The organism is Mesorhizobium sp. WSM4840 (assembly GCF_055811755.1).
The window spans coordinates 127,705-145,468 of record NZ_JBVVQD010000001.1 but is presented as its reverse complement, the minus strand read 5'-3'; the positions used below and the strand labels follow the sequence as shown (position 1 = coordinate 145,468).

15 protein-coding genes are annotated in these 17,764 nt (G+C 63.5%); 9 read left to right on the top strand and 6 right to left on the bottom strand.

The genetic code is table 11. The features are described from left to right. Positions 1-26: 26 nt before the first annotated feature. Entirely contained in the window at positions 27-1,157 is a 1,131-nt protein-coding gene (locus tag AC0L3I_RS00820; RefSeq protein ID WP_473486374.1) for a patatin-like phospholipase family protein, read from the top strand. A 14-nt stretch (positions 1,158-1,171) separates the two neighbouring features. Here AC0L3I_RS00820 and AC0L3I_RS00815 read toward each other — a convergent pair whose 3' ends face one another. Next, positions 1,172-1,768 carry a TetR/AcrR family transcriptional regulator gene (locus AC0L3I_RS00815; RefSeq protein ID WP_473525650.1) on the bottom strand — a complete coding sequence of 199 codons (597 nt, stop codon included), beginning with the start codon at positions 1,766-1,768 and terminating at the stop codon, positions 1,172-1,174. 122 nt (positions 1,769-1,890) lie between these two features. On the opposite strand from AC0L3I_RS00815, the gene AC0L3I_RS00810 reads away from it, so the two are divergent. The 5 genes from AC0L3I_RS00810 to AC0L3I_RS00790 all read left to right on the top strand — a co-directional run bounded on the left by AC0L3I_RS00810 (position 1,891) and on the right by AC0L3I_RS00790 (position 9,660). After that, the gene (locus AC0L3I_RS00810; protein ID WP_123150164.1) at positions 1,891-2,352 is read left to right on the top strand and encodes a (2Fe-2S)-binding protein; all 462 of its coding nucleotides are present in this window, start codon (positions 1,891-1,893) and stop codon (positions 2,350-2,352) included. 2 nt (positions 2,353-2,354) lie between these two features. Further along, positions 2,355-4,628, top strand: a complete 2,274-nt coding sequence (locus AC0L3I_RS00805) for a xanthine dehydrogenase family protein molybdopterin-binding subunit (protein ID WP_473525649.1) — start codon at positions 2,355-2,357, stop codon at positions 4,626-4,628. A gap of 396 nt (positions 4,629-5,024) precedes the next feature. Further along, positions 5,025-6,203: an efflux RND transporter periplasmic adaptor subunit gene (locus AC0L3I_RS00800; RefSeq protein WP_473525648.1), complete on the top strand. Its 1,179-nt coding sequence runs from the start codon at positions 5,025-5,027 to the stop codon at positions 6,201-6,203. A gap of 2 nt (positions 6,204-6,205) precedes the next feature. After that, entirely contained in the window at positions 6,206-9,382 is a 3,177-nt protein-coding gene (locus AC0L3I_RS00795; RefSeq protein ID WP_473525647.1) for an efflux RND transporter permease subunit, read from the top strand. A gap of 119 nt (positions 9,383-9,501) precedes the next feature. Next, positions 9,502-9,660 carry a DUF3309 family protein gene (locus tag AC0L3I_RS00790; RefSeq protein ID WP_036267059.1) on the top strand — a complete coding sequence of 53 codons (159 nt, stop codon included), beginning with the start codon at positions 9,502-9,504 and terminating at the stop codon, positions 9,658-9,660. 138 nt (positions 9,661-9,798) lie between these two features. Here AC0L3I_RS00790 and AC0L3I_RS00785 read toward each other — a convergent pair whose 3' ends face one another. Continuing rightward, positions 9,799-10,758: an NAD-dependent epimerase/dehydratase family protein gene (locus AC0L3I_RS00785; RefSeq protein WP_473525646.1), complete on the bottom strand. Its 960-nt coding sequence runs from the start codon at positions 10,756-10,758 to the stop codon at positions 9,799-9,801. A 94-nt stretch (positions 10,759-10,852) separates the two neighbouring features. On the opposite strand from AC0L3I_RS00785, the gene AC0L3I_RS00780 reads away from it, so the two are divergent. After that, positions 10,853-11,764: a LysR family transcriptional regulator gene (locus AC0L3I_RS00780; protein WP_473486986.1), complete on the top strand. Its 912-nt coding sequence runs from the start codon at positions 10,853-10,855 to the stop codon at positions 11,762-11,764. Here AC0L3I_RS00780 and AC0L3I_RS00775 read toward each other — a convergent pair. From AC0L3I_RS00775 to AC0L3I_RS00765, 3 genes are all read right to left on the bottom strand, one after another. Continuing rightward, entirely contained in the window at positions 11,722-12,918 is a 1,197-nt protein-coding gene (locus tag AC0L3I_RS00775; RefSeq protein WP_473525645.1) for an MFS transporter, read from the bottom strand. The genes AC0L3I_RS00780 and AC0L3I_RS00775 overlap by 43 nt on opposite strands. A gap of 199 nt (positions 12,919-13,117) precedes the next feature. Further along, on the bottom strand, positions 13,118-13,426 hold the full coding sequence (locus AC0L3I_RS00770) for a DUF1244 domain-containing protein (protein ID WP_473525644.1): 309 nt from the start codon (positions 13,424-13,426) through the stop codon (positions 13,118-13,120). A 10-nt stretch (positions 13,427-13,436) separates the two neighbouring features. Then, positions 13,437-14,234, bottom strand: a complete 798-nt coding sequence (locus AC0L3I_RS00765) for an N-formylglutamate amidohydrolase (protein WP_473486984.1) — start codon at positions 14,232-14,234, stop codon at positions 13,437-13,439. A gap of 287 nt (positions 14,235-14,521) precedes the next feature. Between AC0L3I_RS00765 and AC0L3I_RS00760 the strand changes: the two genes are divergently transcribed. Both AC0L3I_RS00760 and pyk read left to right on the top strand, forming a co-directional pair. After that, the gene (locus tag AC0L3I_RS00760) at positions 14,522-14,968 is read left to right on the top strand and encodes a DUF1036 domain-containing protein (protein ID WP_292187291.1); all 447 of its coding nucleotides are present in this window, start codon (positions 14,522-14,524) and stop codon (positions 14,966-14,968) included. Next, positions 14,965-16,401: a pyruvate kinase gene (gene pyk / locus AC0L3I_RS00755; RefSeq protein ID WP_473486983.1), complete on the top strand. Its 1,437-nt coding sequence runs from the start codon at positions 14,965-14,967 to the stop codon at positions 16,399-16,401. The genes AC0L3I_RS00760 and pyk overlap by 4 nt, the downstream gene beginning before the upstream one ends. Before the next feature lie 238 nt (positions 16,402-16,639). On the opposite strand, the gene AC0L3I_RS00750 is transcribed toward pyk, so the two are convergent. Further along, the gene (locus AC0L3I_RS00750) at positions 16,640-17,707 is read right to left on the bottom strand and encodes an alpha/beta fold hydrolase (protein ID WP_473525643.1); all 1,068 of its coding nucleotides are present in this window, start codon (positions 17,705-17,707) and stop codon (positions 16,640-16,642) included. Between the last annotated feature and the right edge of the window lie 57 nt (positions 17,708-17,764).

Genomic DNA, 17,764 nt, shown 5'->3' with positions numbered 1-17,764 from the left:
CTGGCCGACAAATCAAGGGCAACGCCATGACGACGAACGGCAAGGTGGAGGAGCCCAAGAAGATCAACGTCGCGCTGCAGGGTGGCGGCTCGCACGGCGCCTTCTCCTGGGGGGTGCTCGACCAGTTGCTGGAGGACGGGCGGCTCGACATCGCGGCGGTTTCGGGCACCAGCGCCGGCGCCATGAACGCGGTGGCGCTGGCCGACGGGTTCGTCCGCGGCGGCGTCGAGGGCGCGCGGCAGAAGCTCGACGATTTCTGGCGCGCGGTGGCGCGGAAGGGCCGGTTCAGCCCGGTGCAGCGCATGCCGTGGGACGTGGCCTGGGGCAATTGGTCGATCGAGAACACGCCGGGCTATCTCTTCTTCGACACCATGTCGCGGGTGTTTTCGCCGTATGTCGCCAACCCGCTCGGCCTCAATCCGCTGCGCGACGTGATTGAAAAGGAGATCGATTTCGGCAATGTGCGCGCCTGCAAGTCGATGGAACTGTTCATCTCCGCGACCAATGTCGAGACCGGGCAGTTGCGCGTCTTTTCCGATGGCGAGATCGACCTCGACACGGTGATGGCGTCGGCTTGCCTGCCGCAGCTGTTCCGCGCCGTCGAGATCAAGGGGGTGCCCTACTGGGATGGCGGCTATGGCGGCAATCCGGCGCTGTTCCCGTTCTTCAAGACGACTGCCACCGAGGACGTGCTTTTGGTGCAGATCAATCCGGTGGTCCGCGAGGGGACGCCGAAGAGCGCCAACGAAATCCAGAATCGCATCGACGAGATCACCTTCAACGCCGGACTCTTGCGCGAATTCCGCTCGATCGCCTTCATCAAGGAGCTGATTGCAGCCGGCCGGCTGCCGCATGGCGAATACCGCGACATCCGCATGCACCGCATCGATGCCGACGAGGCGTTCAAGGACCTGTCGGCATCGTCCAAGGTCAATGCCGAATGGGCGTTCCTGACCTATCTGCGCGACCTTGGCCGCACCGCCGCCAGCGACTGGCTGGAGGAGAATTACGACGCCGTCGGCAAGCGGCCGACGCTTGATCTCTCAGGCGAACTCGATGACGGCTTCAAGCCGGTGCGTGGTCCGGCACCAGGGCGGCGGGTCAAGGAGTTCCTCGCGGCACGCAAGAAGCCCGAAGCAGCGCGTCGCCGAGCCTGAGGCGTTTTGAATTGTCAGCTTTTTTGCAAGGCTAGATCGATCACCTTGATCAGCGCGGCCGCGGCCCGCCGCTGCTCGTCCGGATCGCTGATGCGCATCTTCATGCCTTCCAGCCCGTCGAGCAGCATGTCGGCCAGCAATTTTGCCGACAAGCCCTTGGCGGTGAGATCGACGCCATTGCGTCCGGCCTCGCTCTGGATCGCTGCGGCGATATGCTCGGCAAACCGGCTGCGCCAGCGGCCGATCAAGTCGGCGAGACTCGACTTCATGTCGAGGAGTTCGGCGCCATGCGGCGAGGCGTGGACGGTGCGCGTCATCGAGATCAGCGCTTCGTCGATGGCCCGCATCGTGCGCTCGGCAAATGGTTCTTCGCCGGCGAGTGCCGTTTTCGCCTGCTCGAGCGAGCGGGAGAGCAGCATCAACGCGATGGCGCGATAAATATCGGTCTTGTTCTTGAACTGGAGATAAAGCGCCGGCCGCGACATGTCGGCGGCACGCGCAATGTCGTCCATGGTGGTGCGGGCGAAACCATAGGCCAGAAACACCTTCATCGCGCTGTCCAGAATGCGGACGCGCTTGGGGTCGGTGGCGATGTCCTCGATCTCGATCATGGCGCGACTTTATCCTGCAAAAGCTCTGTTGACAAAATGACGTAATTTGTCAAGATGTATGAGGACGAAATGGCCGACCGTCCTTTTGCCTCGGGCTGTGGACGACAACAAAGGGTATCCCGATGCGCCTCACCGTCGACGGGCAGGCATTCGACGTCAATGCCGATCCCGAAATGCCGCTGCTGTGGGCGCTGCGCGATCTCATGGGCAAGACCGGGCCGAAGTTCGGCTGCGGCATCGCCGCCTGCGGCGCCTGCACGGTGCATGTCGACGGCCAGCCGGTGCGCTCCTGTTCATTGCCGGTCGGTGAGGTCACCGGCGCGGTCACCACGATCGAAGGCATCGGTACCGAAGGCAGACTGCATCTGGTACAGCAGGCATGGCTGGAAGAGCAGGTCGCCCAATGCGGTTACTGCCAGGCCGGCCAGATCATGAGCGCGGTGGCGTTGCTCGACGAGGTTGCCGACCCGACCGATGCCGACATCGACGATGCCATGGGCGGCAATCTCTGCCGCTGCGGCACCTACCCGAAGATCCGTGCGGCGATCAAAAGAGCGGTCGTGCTCAAGACGGCGGGGATCTGACTATGGCCAGTGTCGGAAAGATCGCCCGCCGCACGTTTCTCATCGGAGCGGCTGCCATCGCGGGCGGCATCGCTGTCGGTTACTATTACTACCGCAAACCCTACCCGAATCCGCTGGAAGGCTACCTCGCCGCTGATGAAGCGACCTTCAACCCCTATGTGAAGATCGGCGCCGACAACACCATCACCATCGTCGCGCCGCGCGCCGAGATGGGCCAAGGTATCTCGACGACGCTTGCTGCCATGGTTGCCGAAGAGCTCGATGTCGGGCTCGACCAGATCAAGGTCGAGCACGGCCCGGCCTCCTACGCCTATTTCAATGCGGCGATCCTGGAAGAGGGCGGTCCGTTCGCCTTCTTCGACGAAAGCATGACCGCGGAAATAGTGCGCGCCGGCATGGGCGTGGTCGGAAAATTCCTCGCCCTGCAAGGCACCGGCGGTTCGACATCGACGCTCGATGGTTTCGGCAAGATGCGGCAGGCAGGCGCCGCCGCGCGGCAGATGCTGATTGCAGCGGCCGCGCAAAAGTTCGGTATAGCTGCCGCCGATCTGGAAACGGCCAATGGCTCGATCCTGCACAAGGCGTCGGGCAAGTCGCTGACCTATGGCGCTGTCGCCGCGACCGCCGCGACGATGGCGCCGCCCGCGGAAATCAGGCTCAAAGACAAAGCCGACTGGAAACTGCTCGGCAAACCGCAAAGACGCATCGACATGCTGGCCAAGGTCACCGGGGCGCCGATCTTCGGCATCGACGTGACGCTGCCGGAGATGCTGTACGGCACGGTCAAGATGAGCCCGCGCTTCTGGGCCAAGCCGGTCAAGGCGGATTTCTCCAACGCCGAGAAAATGCCTGGCGTGATCAAGATCGTGCCGATCGACACGAATTACGGCCACGGCTTCGGCATCATCGCAGAAAACACCTGGGCGGCGTTCAAGGCGGCGGAGGCGATCGACGCCGAATGGGCCGATCCCGAATATCCGCTGGACAGCGCCGGCATTTCCGAGGTGCTGAAGCAGGCGCTCGGCACCAAAGGGTCGGTGATGCGCGACGATGGCGATGTCGATACCGCCTTCGCCGATGCGCCGCGCGAAAGGATCGTCGAGGCCGACTATGCGGTGCCTTATCTGGCACATGCGACGATGGAGCCGATGAACGCCACGGCGCGGCTGAAGGACGGCGTCCTCGACATCTGGTGCGGCAACCAGGCGCCGACCTTGGTACGGCAGCTTTGCGCCAATGCTGTCGGCATTGAGCAGGACAAGGTCAGCGTCCACACCACCTTCATGGGCGGCGGCTTCGGCCGACGTATCGAGGTGGATTATGCGCTCTGTGCTGCGCTGATGGCGAAAGAAACGGCAGGCCGGCCAATCAAGGTGATTTGGACGCGCGAGGAGGACATGCGCCACGACGCCTACCGGCCGGCTTCGGTCGGCAAATTCCAGGCGCGGCTTGGCAACGACGGCATACCGGTCGCCGTCGACATGACAATCGCCTCGCCATCGCTGATAGCCAGCACCTTGCGCCGGCTGTTTCCCTCGATCCCGCCGCTTGGCCCCGATAAGTCCATTGTCGATGGGGCCTACGACCAGCCCTACACTATCCCGAATTACCGGGTCAGCGGCATTGCTGCGCCCGCCTCGATCCCGGTCGGCTTCTGGCGATCGGTCGGCTGCTCGATCAACGGCTTCTTTCATGAGGGCTTCATGGACGAGATCGCCACCGCCGGGAAAGTCGATCCGGTCGAACTGCGCAAGACGCTGATGGCTGCCTATCCGGCAGCGGTGAAGGTGGTCGAGAAGGTCGCCGCGATGGCGAAGTGGGGCGAGGCGCTGCCCGCCGGCAAGGCCAAGGGCATGGCGTTCACGCTGTCCTTCGGCAGTTGGGTCGGCGAGATCGTCCAGGTCGCCGACACGCCGTCCGGAATCCGCATTGAGAAGGTGTGGATCGCCGCCGATGTCGGCACCGCGCTCGATCCTGATATCATCGAGGCGCAACTCATCTCCGCCGCCATCTACGGCCTGTCGGCGGCGATGGGTCAGGAGATTACTTTCGCCGACGGCATGGTCGAGCAGTCGAATTTTCACGACTACGACGCCATGCGCATCTCGCAGTGTCCGGCGTTCGAAGTCGCCATCCTGGAGAATTTTCACAAGATGGGCGGCGTCGGCGAAGTCGGCACGCCGCCGGCGGCACCGGCACTCGCCAATGCCATCTTCGCACTAGCAGGCAAGCGCATCCGGACACTGCCCTTGTCGAAGGAGGTGACCTTTGCATGAAGTATTGCCATCATGCTGACAGTTGCTGCCATGCTGTTTCGATGGCGCCTCCCCAGCGGCAGAGGAAAGCCAAGGCACGGCACCGATGACGGTCGATGCAGCCAAGACTTGCCCGAGGAACGCGGCCTAGCGGTTGCTTTCGCATCCGCGCTGCGCGGAGTGCGATGTCGCAGACGAACGGCCGCGCTGGTCCGGCGCGCCTGACGGCGGCGGGCGCATCCTGTCCAGCGAAGTATTACCTATCAACTTTTCTGACTATATTGCGGTGCAACTTTGATGTAGAAGCTCGTTCGCCGATCACGGCAAGTTGAACACGGCCTTGCGCGCACCCATATCGGCGACGCGCCGAGTTAGAAGACGCGGCCTGGCCGAACTCCGCGCAATGGAAAAACGACGATGCCGAAATACAGGTTTCACAAGCTTGCAGCCATTGTTGTGCTTGTCGGGTTCGCTGCATGGATGGTGACGGGCGAGTTCTCGTCCGTCGGCAGCGCGGCCGCCGATAAACCCAAGGCGGGGGAGGTCGAGCAGCCAAAGGCGGCTGACGCCGGCCAGGCCAAGCCCGCTGAGGCAGAGCAGCCCAAGACGCCGTTGCGCACCGTCGCGATCATAACCCCGCCCAGGCGTACCTATGCGCGCGCCATCCGCATTTCCGGACTGACCGAAGCCGACAAGCGCGCGGTCCTGGCGACGCGCGTCGCCGGCGTCATCGACAAGCTGCCGGTCAAGCAGGGACAGCGCGTCAAGACCGGCGACCTCGTGCTGATGTTGGCAGCCGAGGAAAAGCTTTCGGCGGTCAGCAACGCCAAGCAGCTTCTGGTTCAGCGTCAGGCCGAACTCGATGCAGCATTGCGGCTGATGAAAACCGGCAATCTGCCCAAGCTGCAGCTCGATACGGCTCGCTCCAACCTGACGCTAGCCCAGTCGCACCTGGAAGCCGCGCAGGCCGAGCTCGACCGCAATGAGGTGAAGGCGCCGTTCGACGGCGTCATCGACCGGGTACCGGTGGAGCTTGGCAGTTCCGTGATGCAGGGCGGCGAAGTGGCGACCGTTCTGAGCCTCGATCCGGTGATCGCCCGCGGCGAGGTCAGCGAACGTGATCTCGGCTATCTGAAGATCGGCGACAAGGCGAATGTACGATTGGTCAGCGGCCAGAATGTCGAGGGCACCGTGCGCTATATCAGCCGCGACGCCTCGTCCGCCACCCGCACCTTCCGCGTCGAAATCGCAATCCCCAACCCCGAGGGCACCATTCCGGCCGGGATGACCGCCGAGATCGCGCTGAGCGCGCAGCCGACCGACGCTGTCATGCTGCCGCGCTCCGTGGTGACGCTGGGCGACAAGGGCGACCTCGGCATTCGCGCCGTCGACAAGGACGGCAAGGTCGTGTTCTTCCCGATCGACCTGGTCGACGACACGCCAACCGGCCTGGTGCTCGGCGGTATCCCTGCCGATGCGCGCATCATCGTCGCCGGCCAGGAACTGGTGAAGGAAGGCGAAGTGGTCAAGCCGGTCGAGGCCGACCAGGCCACCATCCAGAAGCTGTTGGGCGAAGCGACGGCCGGGACGCAGTAATCATGGATATCGTCAAACTCGCAATCAGCAATGCCCGGCTGACCATTTCGGTCCTGGTCTTCCTCATCCTTGCGGGTGCGGTCGCCTACCAGTCGACGCCGAAGGAAGCGGAACCCGACGTTCCGATTCCCATGATGTATGTCAGCCTGATCTATCAGGGCATCTCGCCCGAGGATTCGGAGCGCCTCCTGCTGCGGCCGATGGAAGCCAAGCTGAAGAGCCTCAAGGGTCTCAAGGAGATGCGCTCGGCCGCCTTCCAGGGCGGCGGCTATGTGCTGGTCGAATTCCACCCGCAGACGGATCTGGCGACGGCGTTGCAGGACACACGCAGCAAGGTCCAGGACGGCAAGGCCGACCTGCCGCAGGCAGCCGAGGAGCCTGTAGTCTCCGAAGTCAACGTCTCCGAATTCCCCGTCCTTGTCGTGACGCTGTCGGGCGAAGTGCCCGAGCGCATGCTCACGGCGGCGGCGCGCGAGTTGCGCGACCGCATCGAGGAAGTGCCGGGCGTGCTGGAAGGCGCGCTGCAAGGTGCGCGCGACGATCTCGTCGAAGTCGTCATCGATCCGATGAAACTGTCTTCCTACGGGCTGCAGCTCGAGCAGCTGATCGGTGCGGTCGGCGATTCCAACAGTCTTGTCGCCGCCGGCAACATCGAAGGGTCCGAGGGCAAATACGCCGTCAAGGTGCCGTCGCTGATCGAGACGCCGGAGGACGTGGCGGCGCTTCCGGTCGTCGCCGGCCCCAATGCCGTGGTACAGGCCAAGGATATCGCCACCGTCCGCTCCACCTTCAAGGACGCTGAGACGGTAACCCGTCTCGACGGCAAGCCGGCGATCGCCATCGAGGTGAAGAAGCGCATCGGCTCCAACCTGATCGACACGATCGCCCAGGTGAGGACCGTGTCCGATGCCTTCATAAAGACCATGCCGGAAGGCATGCACGTCACCTACACGCAGGACAAATCGGTCTTCGTCAACCAGTTGCTCGGCGATCTGCAGAACCACGTCATGATCGCCGTGATCCTGGTGTTCATCGTCATTCTCTATGCACTGTCGGGCCGTGCCTCGCTGCTGATCGGACTGGCCATTCCATCGTCCTTCCTGATCGGCATCCTGCTGTTGGCCATGATGGGCTACACGATCAACATGATCGTGCTGTTCAGCCTCATCCTGGCGGTCGGCATGCTCGTCGACGACGCCATCATCGTCACCGAATTCGCCGAGCGGCGGATGAGCGAAGGCATGCCGAAGGCAGAGGCCTTCGCGCTTGCCGCCAAGCGCATGGCCGGTCCGGTCATCGCCGCGACGATGACGCGCATCGCCGCCTTTTCGCCGCTGTTGTTCTGGCCAGGCATCATCGGCGATTTCATGAAATACATGCCGATCACGCTGATCGTCACGCTCTCGGCCTCGATGCTCTATGCGCTGGTCTTTGCGCCGGCGCTGGGCGCCTTGTTCGCCAAGGCGCCGCCGCATCACGAGAATGACAATCGCGACGGCTGGTACATGGCTGTGGTCAAGCAGGCGGTGCGCTTTCCCATCACCGTGCTTCTGCTCACCGTCGGCCTTTTGTTCGGTGTCGGTTTTGCCTATTCGAAATATGGCGCCGGCGTCGAGTTCTTCCCGAATGTCGAGCCTGACTACGGCCTGCTCTATGTGCACGCCCGCGGCAACCTTTCGCTCGCAGAAATGGATGCCGCCACAACGACCGCGGAAAACCGGCTTCTCGGCTGGCCGGGCGTGAAATCGGTCTATACCCGTGTCGGCAAGACGCAAGGCGGCGGCCAGGATATTCCGGAAGACGTGGTCGGCGTGATCCAGTACGAGTTCGTCGACTGGCGCGAGCGCAAATCGGCGAACGCGATCCTGGACGAATTGCGCGGCGTCATGGCCGGCATTCCCGGCGTCGACGTCGAGGTTCGCGTGCCCGAGGCCGGCCCGCCCACCGGCAAGCCGATCCAGATCAGGCTTTCGGCCGTCGACCCGGAAGGCCTCGACGACAATGCGCGCGCCGTCGCCGCGCGCATTGCCAAGGTGCCCGGCGTCATCGATATTTCCGACGGCCTGCCGCCGCCCGGCGTCGACTGGGCGCTCGACGTCGATCGCGCCAAAGCGGCACAATACGGCATCAGCCCGACCTCGGTCGGAACGGTGGTGCAACTGGTGACGAACGGGCTGAAGCTCAGTGAATACCGGCCAGCCGGTGCTGACGACGCCGTCGACATCAGGCTGCGTCTGCCCGAGGACCGGCGCACGCTGTCGACACTCGATGACCTCAGGGTGCAGACTTCGCAAGGGTCGGTGCCGATCTCGAATTTCGTCGTGCGCAAGCCCGAGCCGACCGTTGGTATCCTCAACCGCATCGACGGCGCGCGCACGGTGGTCGTCCAGGCCAATGTCGCCGCCGGCGAGCAGGTCGCTTTTGTCCAGCAGCAGGTCAGCCAGGCGGTCGCCGATATGGAGCTCGGCAGCGGCATACGCTGGAAGCTCGCCGGCTCGAACGAGGACAGCGCCGAGGCCAGCGCCTTCCTTAGCAAGGCCTTCGGTGCGGCGATCTTCCTGATCTTCCTGGTGCTTCTGATGCAGTTCAACAAGTTCACCAGCGTCTGGCTGGTGCTGTCCTGCGTGGTCATGGCGACGGTCGGCGTGTTCCTGGGATTGCTGTTGACTGGAGAGGCGTTCGGCATCGTCATGTCGGGCATCGGCGTCATCGCGCTGGCCGGTGTGGTGGTGAACAACAACATCGTGCTGATCGACACCTATGACCGGCTGCGCGAAGAAGGCTGGGACAAGATGGACGCGGTGCTGCAGACCTGCCGCGAACGCGCCCGCCCGGTCGTGCTGACGGCGGTGTCGGCGATTCTCGGCGTGCTGCCGATCGCTTTCGGCCTCGGTCTCGAAATCTTCCATCACGAGACGACGATCAACGCGCCGTCGACGCAATGGTGGATTTCACTGTCGTCGGCGATCGTCTTCGGCCTGTCCTTCGCCACCTTGCTGACGCTGGTGGTGACACCGTCGATGCTGATGGTGTTCACGCGTAGTAAGAACAGCCGCTTCTATGCATTCTTCCGTCGGGTGTTCCGGCGCGGCAAGACAGTCGGTGCGACTGTCGAGACCTCCGCAAGACCGGGCTCGCTTGACGAGCCGGCGTTCGCCTTCCCGAAGGCCGCCGAATAGGCCAACTTTGCTTGGAGTGCCGCGCGTATTTTGGTCGCGCAAAGAAAAGGCCGCCGGGAACAACCCAGCGGCCTTTTGCATTGTCCTGTCATGCGACACCTCAAAGCGGGGAGTTTCTCATGACGCTCAGCACCATTCTCGTCATCATTCTGATCCTCATTCTGATCGGCGCGGTGCCGGCATGGCCTCATTCGCGTTCCTGGGGTTATGGTCCCTCCGGCATTGTTGGCGTCATCCTGATCGTACTGCTGGTGTTGCTGCTGATGGGCAGGATTTGACCCGGAGATTGGTGTGCACGAATGCTTCAGCGCTGCGCGTCCTTTTGGACTCACAGCGCTGTAGCATTTGATTTTGCGCATGGTCCTTTCCGAGCCTTCGGTTCGGATCCATGCGTTGGGTAATGGCCGCTTTCCGTTTCAGGCAGCTTTCGAAACGCCATCAATCGTGGCGACACCGATATCATCGAGAGCCGCTGCCACCGCCCTACCCAACGGCGTATGCGGGATCGTACCGATAATGCCTTCCAGCCTTGCCGAGGTCAGCTGGTGTGGCTCGAAGCGGAGATAGGACATCGAGACGAGTTCGCGCCACATCGCCACGAACGGACTGCCGGCGCGCAGCACCCACCACGGCATCGAGGTCAGTTTCAGCGTGCGCCCGAGCGCCTGCTCCGCGGCCGCCTTGATCTCCAGATCGGTAACGGCGTGGCCGGGAAAGTTCAGCGCCTCGTAGGCGCCGAGCTTGGCGAGATTCTCAGTCAGTCCGACGAAAGCCTTGGCCATATCGGGCAGATAGGCCCATTCATGCACGAGATCGGCCGGCCCAGGGGCGGTATAGACGCCCTTGTCCATCTTGGCGGCCACCATCAGATCGAACCACGATCCGGTGCCGGTGCCGCCGAAGAAATCGCCGGCTCGCAGCAGAATGGTGCTTACTCGGCCTGCTTCGGCCTCGCGGCGAAAGAGGTCTTCCATGGCGACGCGGATGCGGCCCTTTTCTGTCGTCGGGTGGAATGGCGTGTCTTCGGTAATGACCGCCGGCATCGGCGAGCCGTAATTGTAAACGCTGCCGGGAGCGAGGTGCAATGCGTGGTTCGCCCGGCACGCGGCCATGACGTTCTCGGCCATCGGCAGGCACTTGCCCCAGTCGGTGTAGAGCGGGTTGAGGCCGTTGAAGATGATGTCGACGCCTTCGGTGGCGCGGATAAGCGCTTCGCGATCGAGCCCGTCGCCGGCGACGGCGGTGGAGCCGGTGAGTTCTGCCGGTATCTTGCCGCTGCGGGTGATGGCGCGGACATCATAGCCGGCGTCGATGAAGGCCTTGGCAACCACGCGGCCGAGCCGGCCATTGGCACCCAGAATCGCGATCTTGGTCATGTTTCGTCTCCGTGTTTGCGTTACCGTCACAATATGATCCGCCCGCAAACGAATGGAAATTGACTGAATTTGGCGATGTGATATTCAGTTTTGAATGGAAATCGACTGGAATCTGATCAAGAGTTTCGTCACCGTGGCGGAAACCGGCAGCCTGTCCGCTGCCGCGCGCAAGCTGGCTGCAAGCCAGCCGACGCTCGGCCGCCATATCGCCGAGCTGGAGCAGGCGCTCGGCGTCACCCTGTTCCGGCGCGGGCGGCGCGGCTACGCGCTGACGGAAGCCGGCAGCACGCTCTACGAACGCGGCCGGGCGGTGAGCGAGCAGGCGAGCGCCTTTTCGCTATTGGCGCTGGGATCGGTCGAGGCGATCGAGGGCACGGTGCGCATTGCCGCCAGCGAGGTGGTGGCTGCCTATGTCCTGCCCGAGATGACGGCGCGGCTGGGCGCTGAGGAACCCGGCATCGAGGTCGAGATCGTCGCGTCGAATCAGGTCGAGAACCTTTTGCGCCGTGATGCCGACATCGCCATCCGCATGGTCAAGCCGGCGCAGAACGAATTGGTGGCGCGCAAGGTGACCGACATTCCGCTCCGCGCCTGCGCGGCAAAATCCTATCTCGACCGGCGTGGCCGTCCGCGCGAGCCCGGCGATCTTGCCGGCCACGACCTGATCGGCTTCGACCGCAGCGATGAGATCATTCGCGGCTTTGCCCAGTTCGGCGTCCCGCTCACCCGCGATGCCTTCCGCTTCAGGACCGACAACCAAATCGTGCTTTGGGAGGCGGTGCGGGCGGGAAACGGCATCGGCTTCGGCCAGGAGCCGCTGGCCGATCGCGATCCGCTGGTGGAGACAGTGCTGCCGGGCCTCGCGCTGCCGACGCTGCCGGTATGGCTGGCCATGCACCGCGACGTGCGCACCAGCGTGCGCATCCGCCGTGTCGCGGATTTCCTCTATGAGGAGTTGAAGCGCTATTCGGCCGGTGCTGCGTCGGGCGCGAATTCGGCGCGGTGAGCGAGCCCGGCCATCAAAAATACGACGACCAGCAGCCCCGACAAAGCGACGAAGATCGGACTGAAGCTCAAGTGCTCGGCGATGAAGCCGATCGCCGACGGCGCCACCAGAATGCCGGAATAGCCCATCGTGGTGACGACGCTCATACCGGTGCCGGACGACATGCCTTCCTGGTTGCCGCCGGCCGAAAACAGGATCGGCACCATATTGGCGATGCCGAAGCCGCAAAGGGCAAAAGCTGAGATGGCGAGCCAGGGCGAAGGCGCTAGCCCCGCCACCAGCATGCCGGCGGCGGCGACAAGGGCCGAGACGCGCAGCGTCGTTACGGCACCGAAACGGTTGCGGACCCCGTCACCAACGAAGCGCATGACGGCCATGACGCCGGAAAAAGCGGCGTATGCCAAACCAGCTACGGCGAGGTCGGTGCCGAGTTCCTGTTGCAGGTAAAGCGCCGCCCAGTCGAGCACCGCACCCTCGGAGATCATCGTCATCAGCGCCATCAGCCCGACGAGATAGACCAGCGGATTTCCAGGCAGCGCGAATTTGAGATGTCCGGTAATCCCCGATGATCCTTGGGGCGGCTTACCCTCGGCGATCAGGTAGCGAACTGCCACAGCGATCACGGCAAAGGCAAGAGCCGTCACCACCGCCGCATGGGCGAGATGGCCGTAATTCTGGATGGCGAAGCCGCCGAGAGCGCCACCGGCGAAACCGCCAAGGCTCCAGAAGCCGTGCGAGGACGACATGATGGCGCGGGACAACCGCCGTTCCACCGTGACCGCATTGGCGTTCATGGCGACATCCATGCCGCCGATCGAAGCGCCGAAGATGAACATGGCGATGGCCGCCAGCGGCACGTTGGGGGCAAGCGCCACAACCAGCAGGCCGAAACTGCCGATGAGACCGAACCAGCGCAGCACGCTGCGCGAACCATGCCTGGAGATCAGGTGGCCGCACCAGGTCATGGCCGTGACCGCGCCGGCGCCGAACAGCAGGATCAGCAGGCCGAGCGTAAACTTGCTGATATCCAGCCGGGTCAGGACCACCGGGATCTGCGGCGCCCAGGCGCCGGTCAGAAAACCATTGGCCAGGAAGATGGCCGCCACGGCCCATCGTCCGCGAATGGCGGTCTGCATGATTTTTAGCGTGTCCATCGTGTAGGAGTCCGGTGCGAAAATAGCTTCGCGCGGCAAATTAGATCGATTCAATCTTCAGTCAAGCGCTCGCTCTTGGAAGTGCTTGGGCCAAGCGGCTCGCTTGAATCCGAGGTTGATGAGAGCCGATCGGGACAGGGTTTTTTGTTCGACCATGATCTTGTCCGAAAACCGGATTCCACTTTTCGGGATCGTGGTCTTAATGATCCCTGGGGCGTCTTGCCTCGAACTCCGCCTTCTTGGCATCGGAGGCCTCGGTCTGGTTGAGCGCCTGCCATTCGGCATAAGGCATGCCATAGATGATCTCGCGCGACTGGTCCTTGCTGAGATCGACGCCCTCGGCCTCCGCGGCGTCGCGATACCAGTTGGAGAGGCAGTTGCGGCAGAAGCCGGCGAGGTTCATCAGGTCGATGTTCTGCACGTCCGTGCGTTCGCGCAGATGCGCAACCAGCCGGCGGAAGGCGGCGGCTTCGAAATCGCGTTTTTGCTCGTCGCCGAGTTCGGTCATCGAAACCTCCTTACAACGGCCCGGTGCGCGAGCCGAATCGTTTGACCTGATGTATATCGGGACGGTGGTTGATCGCGTCAACGACCGGCGCCAGCCGTTCGGCCCAGGCGACCGCATCCTGCCGATCGGCGATCAGGTCCTGACGGATTTCGATCAGCGCATGGGCAAAGCCGTTGACGATGGCATGCCTGAACATGGTGTCGCCGCGCAATGCGCCGTCATAGGGCTCGTTGTCGCCAACGATAAGGCTTTTGTCCTCGGCGATCATGTCGATCAGCGGTCGCGCCACCCGGTCGTCGCGATCCCACAAGACACCAACATGCCAAGGGCGCACGAATCCCTGCATGAAAGGGGTGAAGGAATGTATCGACAGGATGAAGGGGGCGCTTGCGGAAGCCTGCGCCACCGAGGCGATCATGGCGCCGACGGCATCGTGATAGGGCCGATAGAAGCGGTCAAGCCGCCTTTCACGTTCTTTCAAGGCAAGTGGATAATTTCCCGAAATGACGGTACCGTCATAGAGCTGGCGGATCAGCGTCGGATCGTCTTCGCCGCGATTGGGATCGATCAGAAGCCGCGAAAAATTGGCGAGTACTGCCGGCACGCCGAGCAAAGCCGCCAATTCGCGCGTCGCCGTCTCGACACCGATGTCGTAGGCGATATGGCGGTCGAATTCCGCCGCCGGCAAGCCGAGGCTGCCATACTCTTCCGGCAGATCGCGACGGGCGTGATCGGCCAAAAGCACCATGCCTCGCTTGCGGTCGCCTTCGACGACGTCGAAAGGCGCGAAAACTGTGGATCGGGTCATCGGCGGGAAATGGTCTGTTCGCTGGCTTCCAGGGAGGATGGTATCGTCTTTCCACGAAGGAGACGATTACGCAATGCCGTCGTTTGGCCACGGTTTCTGCGGAAATCTGGCAGAAGGCGACAGACCGTGCGCCGAAGCCTTTCTAAATCGATTGGAATTGCGCAAAAGGGCGCGTTGACATGCGCCCGGACTTTTCCGAAAAGGGGCATTGAGAGATGCAAATGTGGTTCTTGAGGGATTTCAGGATGGGTTCCGCCGGCAGGCCGCGCGTGCGCTATGCCTTCGCCATGCCGCTCCTGACCCTTGCTGTGGGCCTCGCCGCGATGCTTGCTGCCTCGCCGGCGCGCGCCGATTTCCGTGTCTGCAACGCCACGCAGAACCTGGTGGGCGTCGGCATCGGCTATCGCGCCAAGGCAGGCTGGATCACCGAAGGCTGGTGGCACATCGAAGGATCGAGCTGCAAGACGTTGATCGAAGGGCCGCTGTCATCAAGATTTTACTATCTTTATGCAGAAGACGCCGAGCGCGGCGGGCGCTGGGATGGCCCGATCAACATGTGCGTGGCTGAAAAAGAGTTCAAGATCGCCGGCGTTAGCGATTGCGTCGCCCGGGGCTTCCAGCGCGCCGGATTCCAGGAATATGACACGGGCGAGCAGGCAAGCTGGATGGTCCAGCTGACCGATGACCCCGCAACGGGGGGCGTTCCAGCCGCCCCGGGAACAAACAGTCAATGAGACGCAGCCGCAAGGTCAAGATACTCGCCACCATCGGGCCGGCCTCCTCCTCCGAGGACATGCTGAAGAAGCTCTTCGAAGCCGGCGCCGACGTGTTTCGCATCAATATGAGCCACACCGATCATGAATTGATGCACACACTTGTCGGTCGCATCCGCGCTGTCGAGAAAGCAGTCGGCCGGCCGATCGGTATTCTCGCCGACTTGCAGGGGCCCAAGCTGCGCGTTGGCAAATTCGCCAGCGGCAAGGAGGCGCTGACACTCGGCCAGACTTTCACGCTCGACGACAATCCCGAGCCCGGCAATTCGACCAGGGTCTATTTGCCCCACCCTGAAATCCTGAGATCGGTCGAGGCCGGTGACCGCCTTTTGATCGACGACGGCAAGCTCGAGCTGAAGGCGGTGAAGAGCGACGGCAAGGCGATCGTCTGCACCGTCGTCGCCGGCACCAGCATCTCCGACAAGAAGGGCGTCAGCCTGCCCGACACCGATCTGCCGGTCGGCGCGCTGACCGAAAAGGACCGCAGGGATCTCGATGCGGTGCTGGCCACCGGCGTCGACTGGGTGGCGCTCTCGTTTGTCCAGCGGCCGGAGGATCTGGCGGAAGCGCGCAAGATCGCGCGCGGCCGGGCGCTCATCATGGCCAAGATCGAAAAGCCGCAGGCCGTCGCCCGGCTGGCCGAGATCATCGAACTTTCGGACGCACTGATGGTTGCCCGCGGCGATCTCGGCGTCGAAATGCCGCTCGAAGCCGTGCCCGGTATCCAGAAGCAGATCACCCGCGCCGCGCGCCGCGCCGGCAAGCCGGTGGTGATCGCCACGCAGATGCTGGAATCGATGATCACCGCGCCGGTGCCGACCCGCGCCGAGGTGTCGGACGTTTCGATCGCCGTGTTCGAAGGCGCCGACGCCATCATGCTCTCGGCGGAGTCCGCGGCCGGCGCCTACCCGGTCGAGGCGGTGGCGATGATGAACCGCATCGCCAGCAAGGTCGAAACCGACCCGACCTACGCCGGCATCATCAACGCGCAGCGTTCGGAGCCGGAAGCGACCGGCGCCGACGCCATCTCGCTTGCCGCCCGCGAAATTGCCGAGACGCTGAAACTGTCGGCGATCATCAGCTATACGGCGTCCGGCACGACCGGCCTGCGCGCCGCGCGCGAGCGGCCGCAGGTACCGATCGTCGCACTGTCGCCGATCGTCAACACGGCGCGGCGGCTGTCGCTTTTGTGGGGCACGCATTGCGTCGTCTCGCCCGACGCCATCGACCTCGACGACATGGTCGACCGCGCCTGCCGCATCGCTTTGGACGAGGGGTTCGGCAAGCCGGGCGACCGGGTCATCATCACCGCCGGCGTGCCGCTGAGGACGCCGGGCTCCACCAACATGCTGCGCATCGCCTATGTCGGGTCGGAGGTGCAGGCCCGCCGCTAGGCCGCTGACACTGGGCGGATTCGCGGCAGCGAGAGGTCCTGTTCTCCGTGTCGCGACCATTGGAGCCACATGAGCAAAGACCATGCGGGCGTCTGGGCCCGCACGACGAGGGTCATCGAAGTCCAGCCCGAAGACCCCCTACGCGGCCTTCACGGATCCGACCGCGCTCGTCGCCTGGCTGCCGCCGGCAGAGATGACGGGCGTCATCCACGAATTTTGACGCGCTTCGGCGAGGACTCTAAATCGGCGCGAGTTCGGCTTCCGGCGCTTTGATGTCGGCGCATTTGCCGGCGCCGTTAGTGTCGTTGGCGACCCTGACCTCCACGGCCTTCGCCATTGCCTGAAGGTCCACCTCCTTGCCGGCGACCTTTTCGATCGCGCCGACGACGAGATCGGGCGCGATCCAGTCCGGCTTGTGGCCGAGATTGTGGACCCAGACCAGCTCGGCGCCGGCAATGTCGCGGACGAGGCCGACCGAATGGATCGTTGCATAGACCACCTTGTCGCGGTCGCCCGAGATGACCACAGTCGGCGCCTTGATATCGCGGTAGTGCGGCGCGGCATCGAGCGTGTAGCGATAGAGCCCGGCGACATCGGTGGCGTTGGCACGAAAGGCGTTCGGCCGAAGCACCAGCGGGATCGAGACCTCGGCGACATAGCCGTCCGGCACCTTGTTGGGGGCAAAGACGCAGGCGGTGGCGGTATTCATCTGCAGCGCTCCCGACGGATAGGCCAGCGTTTCGGAAAACAGCCGGCCGACGATCGGAATGGTCGTCAAATTGTAGTACCAGGCGGTCGCGCCGCCCGGCCAGGGATGGGTGGCGGGCGCCACGAACACTAGGCCGAGCGTCTTGTCGGGATGCTCGCGGCCGAAGGCGGTGGTCACCGAGCCGCCGAAGGAATGGCCGGCGATAATGGCTTTCCCGATGCCGAGATGGTCCATCAGAGCTGCGATGGTGCTGGCCTGTGCCGATGGGGTCTCGTTGTTTCCGGGGCCGCGCCCCGACCAGCCTGCACCCGGGCGGTCCAAGAACAGCATCTCGGCACGGCCTTCCAGCAAGGGCCTCAGCGGCAGCATCTGATCTCTGAGATTGGCGCTGGCGCCGTGGATGAAGACGATCGGCGGCAGTTCGGCGTTTTTCCGCGCCGGAACGTGAACGTAGTGGATGCGGGCACCGTTTATATCCGCGAAGTCGCCGATCGGCGGATTGCGGCGCTCGATCAGCCATGAACCGGCGAGGGTGACACCTGCAAGGGTGAACACAAGCGCCATGAGGAAGACGAGCGCGGCGAAGATCAGGTTCATGGGGAGAGATACGGACCGGAGCGAAATTAGTTCACAGTCTAGCTAAAGCGACTTTCA

Coding starts and splice junctions, on each gene's coding strand:
- AC0L3I_RS00750 (WP_473525643.1), bottom strand. CDS start 17,707: ATGAACCTGATCTTCGCCGCGCTCGTCTTCCTCATGGCGCTTGTGTTC.
- AC0L3I_RS00775 (WP_473525645.1), bottom strand. CDS start 12,918: ATGGACACGCTAAAAATCATGCAGACCGCCATTCGCGGACGATGGGCC.
- AC0L3I_RS00795 (WP_473525647.1), top strand. CDS start 6,206: ATGGATATCGTCAAACTCGCAATCAGCAATGCCCGGCTGACCATTTCG.
- AC0L3I_RS00800 (WP_473525648.1), top strand. CDS start 5,025: ATGCCGAAATACAGGTTTCACAAGCTTGCAGCCATTGTTGTGCTTGTC.
- AC0L3I_RS00770 (WP_473525644.1), bottom strand. CDS start 13,426: ATGACCGAACTCGGCGACGAGCAAAAACGCGATTTCGAAGCCGCCGCC.
- AC0L3I_RS00785 (WP_473525646.1), bottom strand. CDS start 10,758: ATGACCAAGATCGCGATTCTGGGTGCCAATGGCCGGCTCGGCCGCGTG.
- AC0L3I_RS00815 (WP_473525650.1), bottom strand. CDS start 1,768: ATGATCGAGATCGAGGACATCGCCACCGACCCCAAGCGCGTCCGCATT.
- AC0L3I_RS00760 (WP_292187291.1), top strand. CDS start 14,522: ATGCCGCTCCTGACCCTTGCTGTGGGCCTCGCCGCGATGCTTGCTGCC.
- AC0L3I_RS00765 (WP_473486984.1), bottom strand. CDS start 14,234: ATGACCCGATCCACAGTTTTCGCGCCTTTCGACGTCGTCGAAGGCGAC.
- AC0L3I_RS00790 (WP_036267059.1), top strand. CDS start 9,502: ATGACGCTCAGCACCATTCTCGTCATCATTCTGATCCTCATTCTGATC.
- AC0L3I_RS00810 (WP_123150164.1), top strand. CDS start 1,891: ATGCGCCTCACCGTCGACGGGCAGGCATTCGACGTCAATGCCGATCCC.
- pyk (WP_473486983.1), top strand. CDS start 14,965: ATGAGACGCAGCCGCAAGGTCAAGATACTCGCCACCATCGGGCCGGCC.
- AC0L3I_RS00805 (WP_473525649.1), top strand. CDS start 2,355: ATGGCCAGTGTCGGAAAGATCGCCCGCCGCACGTTTCTCATCGGAGCG.
- AC0L3I_RS00780 (WP_473486986.1), top strand. CDS start 10,853: ATGGAAATCGACTGGAATCTGATCAAGAGTTTCGTCACCGTGGCGGAA.
- AC0L3I_RS00820 (WP_473486374.1), top strand. CDS start 27: ATGACGACGAACGGCAAGGTGGAGGAGCCCAAGAAGATCAACGTCGCG.